Annotated in this window: 8 protein-coding genes; all 8 read right to left on the bottom strand. The window is 52.3% G+C overall.

What is annotated here, in order from left to right; genetic code table 11:
• Positions 1-4 precede the first annotated feature (4 nt).
• Positions 5-2,308, bottom strand: coding sequence for a redoxin domain-containing protein (locus tag VF575_03165; GenBank protein ID HEX8182577.1), 2,304 nt, complete (start codon positions 2,306-2,308; stop codon positions 5-7).
• Positions 2,309-2,382: 74 nt separating this feature from the next.
• The gene (locus tag VF575_03160; GenBank protein HEX8182576.1) at positions 2,383-2,949 is read right to left on the bottom strand and encodes a hypothetical protein; all 567 of its coding nucleotides are present in this window, start codon (positions 2,947-2,949) and stop codon (positions 2,383-2,385) included.
• Positions 2,950-2,953: 4 nt separating this feature from the next.
• Positions 2,954-7,108, bottom strand: a complete 4,155-nt coding sequence (locus VF575_03155) for a hypothetical protein (protein ID HEX8182575.1) — start codon at positions 7,106-7,108, stop codon at positions 2,954-2,956.
• A 116-nt stretch (positions 7,109-7,224) separates the two neighbouring features.
• A complete protein-coding gene (locus tag VF575_03150; GenBank protein ID HEX8182574.1) occupies positions 7,225-8,208 on the bottom strand; it encodes a hypothetical protein in 984 nt (327 codons plus the stop codon).
• The gene (locus tag VF575_03145; GenBank protein ID HEX8182573.1) at positions 8,205-9,287 is read right to left on the bottom strand and encodes a hypothetical protein; all 1,083 of its coding nucleotides are present in this window, start codon (positions 9,285-9,287) and stop codon (positions 8,205-8,207) included. Before VF575_03145 ends, VF575_03150 begins: the two co-directional genes overlap by 4 nt.
• Before the next feature lie 113 nt (positions 9,288-9,400).
• Positions 9,401-10,483: a hypothetical protein gene (locus tag VF575_03140; protein HEX8182572.1), complete on the bottom strand. Its 1,083-nt coding sequence runs from the start codon at positions 10,481-10,483 to the stop codon at positions 9,401-9,403.
• Between the two features lie 99 nt (positions 10,484-10,582).
• Positions 10,583-11,641, bottom strand: a complete 1,059-nt coding sequence (locus tag VF575_03135) for a hypothetical protein (GenBank protein HEX8182571.1) — start codon at positions 11,639-11,641, stop codon at positions 10,583-10,585.
• A 179-nt stretch (positions 11,642-11,820) separates the two neighbouring features.
• A complete protein-coding gene (locus VF575_03130; GenBank protein ID HEX8182570.1) occupies positions 11,821-12,429 on the bottom strand; it encodes a hypothetical protein in 609 nt (202 codons plus the stop codon).
• Between the last annotated feature and the right edge of the window lie 136 nt (positions 12,430-12,565).

The following is a 12,565-nucleotide window of genomic DNA, read 5'->3' as shown; positions in this document are numbered from 1 at the left end:
CTGCTTAATAGCTTGATAATATGTCGATTATTCGCTGTTTAGTGACAACGCCTGTTTCTATCTGCCGGACCACGCCTTTGCGGTCGAGGAAATAATGCATCGGGAGATTTGAAATGTCGTATTTGGTGGTGAGCGTACTGTCAGGATCGGCTAGCCAACGCAGATCCAGTCCGGCTATTGCTGTGTAGGCCCGCGTCTTGTTGATGTTTTCCTGCAACGCGACGGGGATAATATTAATGTCTTTATTGCGCTGTAGTTCGTCGAGCGTACCCAGCTGTTCGCTGGCGGCGGGCATCCAGGTCGAAGCAATTGATATCAGCGTGGGTCGGCCGAGCAGGTCGGCGGTGTATACGGTAGCGTTGTTGGTGTCCTTAAGCGTAAAGTCGGGTGCTGTTTTGTCGATTACGGCATCACGGACTTTCGTAGATTGGTTATTTTGATTTTGTTGGCCATTTTGTAGAGTCATGTTTTGGGCTGCCAGCAACGGAAATGATACGCTTGCCTTGCCGACACCAATTTTATGGAGTGGTTTCAGTGTTAGCGTGCTACTGAATGCCTGAGATTGCTTAATTTGAAATATGCTGCTAATAAGGGTTTTGTAATTCTTAGCTTCGGACCGGATGTAATATTTTCCAGCCGGCAGGAAATATTTGAAGTAACCGTTGCTATCAGTGACCTGCGGATTTGATTGACTGTAGCCAGCGGCATCCCAAATAACCCAGGTTTTGGAGGCAGGCTCCTGGTAGTACAGCGTGACCTTGCTGATAACTCCGGCCATCGTCCGTTCGTCGATCGTTTGTGCAGGGCTGGCGACCTGTGCGGCGCTGAGGACGCGGGCGGTACGGTTGCCAGCACCATCAACGGCAGTGGCTACGATGTCATAACGACCAGCCGAGCTGAAATTGACGTCACCCATCCATAGGCCAGTATCGCTAGATTTTGTCAGATAAAACGACTGCGGCTGAGCGTTTTTGCCGGTCGTGCCACCGCCTGGCTGGCCGTCTGTTTGGGCGGCAACAAGCGTGATTTTTGTTGGGCCGCCAACGGCGCTGACGGTAATTCTTTGGCTGACACCGGCCATGGCGGAGATAGTTCCGTCACTAGCGGGTGATATGACCTGGGGACCCTGCGATACGACAATACCGCCGACCAGCGGATCGAGCCGGTCAATGATCATGGTAACGGCAGTTGTCGTGCCGACATTCGCGGATGTATCAATGGCCCGGACGAGCAAGTTGTAATTGCCGTCTTCGAGTCCCATTGGCGTAAAGCTGTAACTTACGGATTTACCTCCAATGCCCGGTGCGGCGTCTACTGGTAGCCAGTCTTTGCCGTCGTTCATTGAGTATTCGATAATGGCGACTGACTCATTGTCCTGCGCTGTTCCGGTAACGAGTGGAGCGACTTTGAAGGGCTTCGTGAAGTCAGTTTTGGTTGCAATGGTTGGTACTACTTTCTCGGTTGGCGTGGTTTTGAGCGCAATGCCAAAATTGCTCAGACTGCCGCCGCCGGAGTTGTTATTAATGACCTGCGGTGTGGTCGCGACACTGCCGGGCGGTTCATAGAGCGTCACAAAGGTATTGTCGCCGGATGTACTGCTACTGTCAGCAGCGTCAGTGCCGGCGATCTTAAAATGATAGGCGCTATTCGGTGTTAAACCTGACAACGTAGCCGTATGGCTGGTTGTGTAGGTGCTACTGAGTGCCGAGGCACTACCATACTGACTTGTCTTGCCATAAAACACTTGTCCGTTTGACGGCTGATCTGATGTCCAGGTAATAATCGCCGACCTGGTATCGACATTCTCGACGATAATGTCTGAAAATGTCGGCGCCGCGCCGTCGCTGATGGCCAAATCCAGACCGCCATTAGCGCAGGTAAATGGATTATTGCCGCCCGGATCGTCGGAGACTTGTATCAGCCAGGTTGCAGGCGGTGTTTCATTGGCAGCGGCGTCAACCGACAGATACAGCCGGTTGTATGCCGTGCTCGGATCTAGTGAGCTGCCGCTAAATACGGCGGCATCATCAGCGAAATTGGCTGCCCAATCTTCTGAGCTGGCGCCGGAAATGACGAAATTATTGTTCGGCCGCACAACGCGGATCCAGTTGATAGGATTATTGCTTTCGTTGTTGACCTGTATGTTCAGGTTGCTCTGCGTGCCGGGCGTTATACTGGATCCTGAAAATAGCGCTGAGCAGGCATCGATATCACCGTAGACGGTCGCCGGGATAATGGTACTGATGGTAAGAACCGACAAGATTACAAATGTAAACGGCCTCGATATAATCCCACTCAGTTTATACATAACCGTATTGTATCATTTACACTGTGTGATTACTGCAAATCATAAGCATTATAATCTGTGGATATATCAGTGAATTATGGTGTGGTTTTATTCGGAGCTAGTGGAGCAACCTCGATCATGCGATCGATGCTGGGGCGGTAGAGGTAGGCTTTTTTGGCCTGGGCGTACACAAGGACTTTATCGCCGCTGGCGGCGTTAGTGAAGAAGGCTTGATTGCGAACTTTGCTGGCGTCGGATACGGTAGCGACGGTTGGTTGCTCGCCAGAAGGTAGTAAAATGTGCTTGCTGACTTGCTTCACGACTTCGGCAGTTGTCTGCAGGTTGTTTTGGGCCGGGCTATTGGTTTGGCTCTCGACTTTCTTGCCTTGGTTATAAAAATAGTAGCTCGGTAGGGCAATCAGCAGACCGATGACGAGTAGTTGTAGGGCGCGGGAGCTCAGAACCCAGCGCAGCGTCGATCGGCGTTGTGGCCGGGGTGCCTGATCGCGCTGTTGCTGTGAGCGTGGGGAGAACGATTGTTGCTGACGGGGATTTTGACGGGCAGAATTATCAATGGCTCGTGGTGGATTGGTTTGGATGGGCTGCTGCGGAGGAAGCGGGCTGGTGTCGCTCGCCTGTGATTTGGATTTCTTCTTGCTCATATGTCTATTGTCCTTCTGCGAGTGATGATGTTAGAACGGCCGGTGCTTCGGTGGTGTCTGCATCGCCGGTTGTTGTCGTGGGATCCTTGATAGCGACGGCATTCCAGCTGAATTGGAGATTTTCGGAGGCCTTTTTGTTGAGTACTATTGTAAAGCCTTTTGTCGTAGAATTCGAGACCAGGTAGCTGTAACCAGCGGCGAAGAGACGTTGTTCCTTGAGTTTACTATCTTCGATGGTGCCATTTGGTAGGACCGTCTGATCGGCGACAAGCGTCACGGCAACCACCGGTGGGCGCTCATACGGCTTGTCGAATACGATGTCGACTCTGGTGCCGCCCTTGGTGAGGAGTCCAAGTCCACCGGCGTCTTTGTTGAAGGTGACGCGGCCTAGAGCGTCAATGTCACCCTGGAACTGAGCCAGCTTAGTGAAGGTCGCAATGCCATTGAAGAGGGCGTCGCCATCGACGATCAGGCCGCCCTTAGCTTCGATGTCGCCAAGTGCGACTAAGCTGACACCGAAGGTGGCGTTGCCGGTGGCATCGATACTGAAGGCTGGTTCGCCAGCCCGGCCTTTGACGACGAGCTTGTTGCTGTCACCGAGAATGAAAGAGATATCACCACCCGATGAGCCGATGCTATTGGTCGTCAGGGCATCAGTGATGACTGATGGAGTAATTATTTCAAGACCAGCAGTCACGCGGTCGGTTGTAATCTCTGATACGTACTGCGAAGCAACGGCTTCGTCCTTTTTGGTGAGTAAGTATTCAAGTGCTTGCTGGCTGACGGGTACATCCTGGTTCGTGTCGAGGCCGGGGATGAATTCGGCAAGGGAGCTACCATTTGAGACATGGTTTTGGACGAAGGCGACGACGTAGCCATCAGCAGGCTGGCCATCATAAGCTGTTAGTGCCTGGCCGATAACGGTACCGGCTTTGACGGCTTTCATGGCTACGCCAGGTATAGATGAAGCCGCAAGTGAATCCCCGGATTTGATCGGGCCGTTCTCGAGGGATACTTTGAGCGGAACACGTCCGGCAAGAGCTACCAGCACCGGCTTGGCACACTCTTCTTCGACGGTACCGATCGTCAGGCCAGGAGCCGTAGAAATAACGCCAATAGCGGTGTTGTCATATGGCTTGGTGGTTTTACGGACACCAGCGCGAAGGGCAGGATCGATTGATACGGCGTCGCCAGCGACCATGTCTGAGTCGTTCGTACAATAAATTTCAGCAAGGTCGGCGCCTTGGCCACGGAGGGTGGTAGCTCTGAAGAATCCGGATCCTCCAACTCCTCCTGCGCCACCAACTTGCGTACCAGTGCCAGCACTTGCACCACCACCGCCACCACCGCCACCACGAGTGCCACCTACTCCTCCTGCGCCACCAACGCCACTGACGGCACCTGTGGAGCCACCACCACCGCCACCGTCACCACCACCTCCAACACCAGATGAGCCGGGACCACCAGCTTGTCCGGCAGTTGAACCGGCTGTACCACCGCCACCGCCACCGCTAAGTATGGGCGAACGACCACCCTGGCCACCGGAACGTTGAACATATGTAGTGATAGGTGTGCTTGCACCACCACCACCACCTGCTCCTCCTTGATAACTGCCACCACCCGGACCAGAGTTATTGACACCAGTGGTGGTCGATGCTCCACCACCACCACCACCCATGACGCCAGTTCCAACTGTGAATGTTCCGGTTGTAGCGGTTGATCCACCACCACCACCAAATGCTGCGTTGGACGCGGTTGCGCCTGATCCGCCTGGGCCACCGCCAGTACCACCAGTTACAGATGTCGAGTTTCCTCCAACAGCTTGTGACCCGCCACCACCCCCACCACCATTTCCGACTGCGACAGATGCGCCTCCACCACCACCAAATGTTTGAATAAACATAGTTCCTCCGCAACTAGACGTGCTGCTAAGACATGTCTGTCCACCTGCACCACCAACTGTTCCAAGGTTTGTTGTTCCGCCGTTTCCAGCAGTACCACCACCACCAACGGTTACAGGTATATTTGCGTTCGGTAAGCCTAAAGATGAAGGAACAATTGTTGTCGTGTTATAAGCACCACCACCACCTCCACCACCACCAGAACGTGATGCAGCCAGAGAGTTTCCGGTACCACCTGCACCACCACCACCCCCACCCCAGGCTTCAAGGATGGTTATGAGTCCATTTACTGGAATAGTAAAAAATCCATTTGCAGATAATGTCTGAACGTTCGTATCCCCACACGGAGAAATGGAGAGATTACCGGAACCATCCGATTTCAGACAGCCAGCAGCATCAGCCGACGGCAATTTCCAGGTTACATTCGAAGTAACAGTATCAGGTGCCTGCAGAGCCACCCAGTTCGAGCTGTCGGTATCGGCAAAGCGTATGTCAGTTTGAGCATTTAGATTGATATCACCCTGAAAAGTCAGGCCTTTATTGAGCGTATCGAAGGTCGCTAAGTTTGTGCCATTTGACGACTGGATCTGAAAAGCAGTTGTTGAATCTTCGGCATTTTTGAAGTTAATTGGTGATATGATGTTCGAATTGATACTGAGCGTACCGGCACCATATGCAGTTGGAGCTGCACCGAGCTCGAGCTGGACGGCGTCAATGTTCCAAGTCCGTGCTGCAGATGCACCAACTTGGCGGATCGTGATAAAATTGCTGGCGCTGGCGCCGCTGACGGTAATCTGGCACCAGTGGCGTGTCCAGCCGGTAGTTACGACAACAGCGCTATTCTGGCCGGTACAATCGACAGCGGCTCCACCGGTAGCTGAGTATGCGGCGCGAACATCAGTAAAAGCTGGCCCAGAGATAAGCTTGTCATACCACGAAATAGTGTAGGTACCGTTCGGTAAGGCGCTCGCAAGCACTTGTCTGAAGCCTTCGCCGGCTGCCGTCACTGCTGTGACGGCTCCGGATGCGATACCCAAGTATTCAGTGGTTGTAACGCGGGTCGGGGCGGTCGTGTTGGCGGCCGTCCAGCCGGTGATAGCGGCTTCAAAACCGGGATTGTTGGCAATGAGATTGGTGTCGGTGGTGTCGACGCTCAATATGTCAGAGCCGGATGAATTCTGAACCCGGAATGCGGTGGTAGAATTGGTTGTGCTTTGGAAAGTTTTGTCACCGGCAAATGTCTGCGCCGCGTTGGTAACTGCACCAGCTGTGGTTGTCGATGCATTACCGATAGCAACAGCGACGGTGTTTGGGGTTGCGCCGGTGTTTAGTGTAAATGTCGTACCGGTAACTGTACCGGTGGCAGTAGTATTAAGGAAGTTAGCGTCAGTTGCGGCCGTGCCATTAACCGAGATACTGTCACCGCCACCACCTGAACCACACGACCCAAACGTAAGTTGGCCAATGGTCGTGCCGTCGTTTTGGAGACACTGGCTGAGGGCTGGGGCAGTAGTCGGCAGTCGCAGAACGTAGGACGATGTTGGGTTAGTGGTTGGAGCGGTCAGGGTGATAGTGTTGGCACCACCAGACGAGCGGAACAGTATCGAAGCGTTGTTGGTGCTAGACGTGCCAAGTGCCAGGGCGTTGGCGCCCTGGATGGTGAGTGTGCCGGTAAAGTTAGCCGCTGTGCCAATTGTCTGACTGTTGATGTTGCCAGACGTGATAGTACCAGTACCGATATTGATGTTGCCAGACTGCGTCGCGCCAAGCTGCACGAAGCCAGCCGCGCCAATGCCACCGACTTTATCGGCATTTAGTGCATAGGCAACGCTGTTCAGGTGCACACGAGGTGTCATTTCGCCGGCTGCATCGTTGTTGAAGCGGACGCCGAGGTAGAGATCAGTATAGAGGCTCACATCGATCATCGTTGTCGTATCGCCGAGCTCAGTCTGGAATACGCCGTTTGTAACAGTTACGGTCTTGCTTTCTTCCCATTTACAGCTGTTGGCGCTACAGACATTGGCAGCATCAGTCGGAGCGGTCGAGGTGTACAGCCGGAAGCGAAAGGTATAGCTGCCATTCGTGACATTGGTGCCATCGCTGTTTACGACTTTACCCTGGAAGTTCATCATGTTTGGGTTTGGCAATGCTGAGGCAGTTTGGTTGGTGCCAACATACGACAGGCCGAGTACAGCAATAAACGCTATGCTGGCAGCAGCGTAGCGGAGATATTTATTCCCTTGAACCCAACGAAGCATATGACTCACCTGATTATATGTCCCATCTGCGTTTTAGTATAACCGTTTTGACAGTCAACCACAAGCATCTTCGTGTAGTGTATAAACAATTTTTACAGCGGTCACGAGCACCAGGGCTACGTCGATGGGGCGGCTGTGCGAGCTCGTCTTTGGCGCAGTCTGTAGCCTGTGTATATTGTTAGGATCAGCAGTACAATGATGAAGCCGAATCCAGACAGATTGTTGTATCGAAATGCAATTAGCTTGCTGGCAAACGTGTCATATCCATCGTAGCGATAATCTACGCGCAGTGTATATGTGCCGGGCCGCCAGCCTTGATTGCTGACAGGTTCTGTCTGTACGACGAACTGGCGGGTTGTTTCTGGCAGCACATATGCTGATGCCTCATTGATGACACCTTTGCTGATAGTCTTGCCGCCAGGGGCGATCAGCTGTACGACACCGCGTGGGACGACATGGACATTGCCAGTGTTTTTGAAATCGAGCGTGATGATTTTGGGCAGTTGTCGCCAGTCGCCGTCCTTTTGAATATTCGTGAGCTTTAGGTCATAGACTTCACCACCGACTTTCGTGGCAAAGAGCAGGGCGGATATTTTTTGCTGAACGCTGACTGTCTGCTGGCCGACAGCATCCGCATTGTCAATAGAGACGACGAGAGCAGCGTAATGGCCGCCTGGACCGAGAGAGGTTTCGTTGACGACAGTAGCTTGTATTTTAGTGCTTTCGCCAGCCTTGAGGCTGACACGATCGCGGGGCAGCCGCAGCCAGTTGGCAAGACCATATTTCCGCACCAGCTTGTCGTCGGTATTGCCAGCAAAGGCTATACCGCCACTTTCGTTGAGCGATCCAAAATCGACAACGGCTATGGTGTAAGTTTGTGCAGCCGCAGTATTATTTGTTAAGTTTATACTCACGTCTTTCGATGTATCAGTGGCTGCAATTTGGACTTCGTTGAGAAAAGGAGACACCACAACTGACTGATCTGGAGCTGCAATAGCGGGAGCGGTTGATTGTGCTGCCTCTACGGGTGGTGCTAGAAACAACAGACCGCACAGTGCCGTCACGACAATACTAACCCGAAATATTGTCTGCGTCATCATTGCTCAATGCGGGACTTTTTGGTAGCTCGTTCCCGTGCCAGGCGCCGTTTGAAACGCCAATTGGTAAACAGATACACCGCCACTGCTGGCACGACCGGGATGGCGATAGCGATGAGGATGAGGCGCCAGGGAATTACCCAGAAGCTGACGGTAGCCTCAAGCGGGACATCCGATTTACCGTTGTCATACGCTAGCAAGACATGGGCGGTGTAGCGTCCGATGCGAAGCTTGGAAACTTTGGTAAAATCAGCCTTGAGTTCAGTAACGGGCTTGTCGTTTTTGTCGAGCACTACCTGACCGCCCGCTTCTTTCGGTGTGTATACGGGGAAGCCGTCTGTCCAGCTGGCGGTAAAGATGCGGTTGCTGGCGGGCAGGACATTACCGCCAGGCGAGTTGACGTTCAGCGTAGCGACGGTTTTGTTACCACGTTTAATGAATATATTTCCCGTCGGCACAAGGTGAACGTTACCGGTATTGCGAATTTTGATTGCAAAATCAGCTGGCAGGAATTCAAAGGTGTGTTTGTTGACGGTGAAGCTCTTGATCTCAGCCGTGCGCTTCGCACCGGGTACGTCGACATCTACGAGTACTAGGACAGCCGTTGAGCCGACGAGGACATTCTGCCTAGATGTAGCCGGCTTCGGGGTATCGGCCCGCGAGAACACGGCTGCGTAGTAATAACCAAAAGCCGCGTCCTTCGGAACTGTAATCGACATTTTGATCGTTACCCATTTGTTGGAAGGCGCAACAAATCGTTCAGATGAGAAATTTACCCAATCGAAATAAGTGTCACCAGGACCGCGGTCCTGAATCGAGGGCTTGCCTTCTTCGCCGAAGGCAGAGAACTTCATGAGGCGGACTTTGAGCGTTTCGCTGTGCGGACTACCGTTCTTGATACGAATTTCGGTTGAGACGGTACTACCTGGCGTTGCCTTAAGGTCAATAGGAAGAGGCGAGGTAATAAGATTGAGCGTGGTGTCCTCGGCGGTTGCTGCATGGACAGGCGCTGATGTGATCAAAAAAATACTAGCAGACAATACCATGACTGCTAGTAGTCCAATGAACCTCGATGTACGCATACTTATGCTTATAATACACGAAGCAGATGCACACGCCAAACCATGCTGCTGTAGAGTTGTAACGTAAAAGAACCGGCTTCAGTAAGCCGGTTCTTTTAGAGTGCAGACGAAGTCTAGAACGCTGCTGCGCCGATGATAGACAAGGTGTCTGAATAGTCGTTGGCGGCAGGCGTGTTACCGGATATGGTTGCGCGCTCTGTCAGAGTGATGACGTCGCCATTGGCAGTGCCGTTGGCGGATGCGATAGCGCGGTAGTTTGTCGGGTCAAGGACGCCGGCTTTTGTACCGGTGCCGTCATAGGCTGCATCTACGGCGACTGCACCGCCACCTGATGCGTCGGTGGTTATGGTAACGCCGAGTCCGTAGTCTTCGGTACCGGGCGTCAGGGTGTGTGACGCGCTGCCGAGGGCGTTGGCATTGAGGGTTGGGATTGTGTAGTTTGCAGCAGATGATGAACGCAAAGCACCCTTGGTGGTGGCTCCGCTGGAACCGTTTGCGTTTTTGGCCCAGGCAATCCAGCCTGCTGCTGCATTTGATGTGATAGTAACTGCCTTACCGCTTGTCGACACAACGGAGCCAGGACTCAAGCTGGTTGTAAAGCTATCGGTGTTTGGTCCAGTGATGACAAAGTTAAAGGTCGGCGGCACGGTCGCTGACACAACAATCTGATCATCAGAAATAGTTCGAACGGCGACTGTTGTTGAATCGCTACCGACGGTGATTGTTGGGTGGTATTCACCAACTGTTGCATTTGTGACGGCATTAGTAGCCGTTAGGTCGACACAATAGGTTGTTGTTGCTGCGAGTGCGGTCACCCCAGAGATAGTGAGGGCCGAACCAGATCCGGTCGCAGTTAAGGTGCCAGGAAGGGCCGTGCTGCCTGTTTCAGATGCACAGGTCGCTGTGTTGGTAGCTTGTGCTCCCGTCAGCACGACGCCCGATGATCCGGTCCAGGTCGTAGAATCAGTGCCATTGAAGTTGATAGCAACTGATGTCGCGCCAGCACTCACGGTACGAAAGACGACGCGGTACGAGGTGGTCTGTCCGGCTTTGATACGGTTTAGACGAATATAGCTGGTGGTCAGAGCAGCAGCGTCCACAATCTGCGCGTTAATCGATATGAGCACAAATGGCACGACCAGCATGATAGCGGAGATATAGTGTGCTGTCAGAGTCAGAGGGCGCTTATATGACATTATTTTTCCTTTATTTTAGACATTAATACGGATACTGATGTAACAATACCAGTTATGCTTTCGTGAAGTCAATATAATGCTTGTGCATATCTGAAATTTTTAAAAATTTCCAGAGGCGAGCATGGTATTGACTTCGCTGTAATCATTGGCGGCCGCATCAGTTGCAGTTGCTTTGGCTTTGAATACCACTGATCCAGTGCCTCCGGCAATCGGGCCTGTTGCCGTTATGATGCGCCGAATAACTGTATCTGTAACGCCAACGTTGTTTGCACCTCCGTCGTACGGACTGACCCGAAGAAGTGTTCCTGTCGTTGTTCCGACGCTTGCTACCTGGGCGCCATAACCTCGCTGCAGTGAGCTCAGATCACCTGTTGCCGAAGGAATGGTTACGCCAGCTTTCGTACTGAGTAATCCGATATTTTTGCCACTAATATAGATGTCGCCACCAGAGGCCGCATTGGTCGCGAAAGTAATGTTTACGGCCGGCGCTCCAGTGGTGACGATCGAGGGCAGCAGCGCACCCATAGTGACGGCATTGGTCGATACAGAAAAGGACACGCTGGATCCGACGGTAGTTGCGCTTGAGACCGGACCAAAAGCAGATTCGGTGAATTTGCCCTGCGTAGCTTTGACTCGAACGTAGTAGGTTGTGCTTGGGGTCAGGCCGATGATATTGGTACCGCTGGCACCGCCAAACGCAGCATAAGTCTGATAGTCGGCGACAACCAGGCTGGAGCCAACCGTTAAGTCACTTTTGACATAACGAATGTCGCTACTAAAATTGTCGGTACTGATGCTGAGCGCATACAGCGCGTCAGATGGATTACTTTGGGTGTCGATGACGAAATGCAACTTGTTGTAATAGGTGTTACTGCCGTTATCGAACGCCGATAATTTTGGCACCTGGGCCTGCTGGGTCTGAGTAAATCCTGGTTTTAGGCTGTACGCCGCCGTCGAACTTGCGCCGTTTGAGCCACTGAGCTCACCAGTTGTACCCTCTAGTGCGTAGGTACTGGTGGTGGCATTAGAAACACCGCCGCTGCCGAAGCCGTAGCTATTGAGCTGATAATTGGGTGTTGCCGGCAGCGCGCTAAACAGCACAAGGCCCGCGGACAGTCCACCGATGCCACCGAGCCAATCAAATCCAAATACTTTCATACATAACCAGTATACATGACGCTTTAACTAAATTTTCAGAACCTGAATCCCAAAACCTTCGCCTTGAGTGGCAACCTGCGGGGCGGCCCCAAAATTATTTTATCCCTAAAGATAAAAAATTTTAGGGGCGGACAGGTTGACGAGGCTCATGGGAAAGTTTTGAGATTCAATTCTACAGATTATTGCCAAATGAGGCTCGTCAGTATAGTTTGCAGCTCGGCATCGAGTGTCGAGCTGGAGGTATCGGCGATGAGCGTGACGGTCAAAAGATATTTGCCATGTTCCCACAAAATTGTTTTTTCAAAATTTGGATCGACGCGGCTGGCGGAAATAGTATTTTCACCACCAACTTCAGCGGTCATAACGGTGTAGATATCAGGTTGAGACATATAAAGTTTGTAGCTGCTGTGTTCGGTGACACCTCCGTCAGGAGTTGGCTCAACGGTAATAGTAATCCGGCTGCCGGTACCAAAGCGGTTCTGCTGCCGTGCTTTCAGAACTTCGGCACTCAGTGAAGCCGATGCTGTCGGCCGTGGCTCCAGGTCGTAATTGACAGGATATTGCAAGCTGTAATACGGCGTCGTCAGCGTCTTGGTGGTTGGGGTATCACGCACAGTCGGCTGTTTTGTTTGAATGATTGTGCCGTTAACCGGCCGATTTATTTGAATATATATAAATACCAGCACCAGTGCAATGCCGAGAAAACAAACAGTCAATAGTGAAATGAATCGGAAGGTACGGCGCCCGGGAGCAGATTGTTCTGTTTGCCGGTCCTGAGGATGCTCCATAATGTCTATAATACACCGGAACCGCTTAAGCTGTACCACGCCGACGGTTGTAGGAGTTATAGTGCGTTTCGAACAGAAATAAATTGATACGGTTGATCGCTCCACATCGCTCGTGGATATGTTATTGTGCAGTATG

It is taken from the genome of Candidatus Saccharimonadales bacterium, from assembly GCA_036388415.1.
GTDB lineage: Bacteria > Patescibacteriota > Saccharimonadia > Saccharimonadales > UBA4665 > UBA4665.
The sequence above is the reverse complement of the archived record's forward strand: the minus strand, read 5'-3'. Positions and strand labels throughout refer to the sequence as shown.

Excerpts from the sequence above, each read along its gene's own strand:
- VF575_03165 (HEX8182577.1), bottom strand. The coding sequence starts at position 2,308 with ATGTATAAACTGAGTGGGATTATATCGAGGCCGTTTACATTTGTAATC.
- VF575_03160 (HEX8182576.1), bottom strand. The coding sequence starts at position 2,949 with ATGAGCAAGAAGAAATCCAAATCACAGGCGAGCGACACCAGCCCGCTT.
- VF575_03155 (HEX8182575.1), bottom strand. The coding sequence starts at position 7,108 with ATGCTTCGTTGGGTTCAAGGGAATAAATATCTCCGCTACGCTGCTGCC.
- VF575_03150 (HEX8182574.1), bottom strand. The coding sequence starts at position 8,208 with ATGATGACGCAGACAATATTTCGGGTTAGTATTGTCGTGACGGCACTG.
- VF575_03145 (HEX8182573.1), bottom strand. The coding sequence starts at position 9,287 with ATGCGTACATCGAGGTTCATTGGACTACTAGCAGTCATGGTATTGTCT.
- VF575_03140 (HEX8182572.1), bottom strand. The coding sequence starts at position 10,483 with ATGTCATATAAGCGCCCTCTGACTCTGACAGCACACTATATCTCCGCT.
- VF575_03135 (HEX8182571.1), bottom strand. The coding sequence starts at position 11,641 with ATGAAAGTATTTGGATTTGATTGGCTCGGTGGCATCGGTGGACTGTCC.
- VF575_03130 (HEX8182570.1), bottom strand. The coding sequence starts at position 12,429 with ATGGAGCATCCTCAGGACCGGCAAACAGAACAATCTGCTCCCGGGCGC.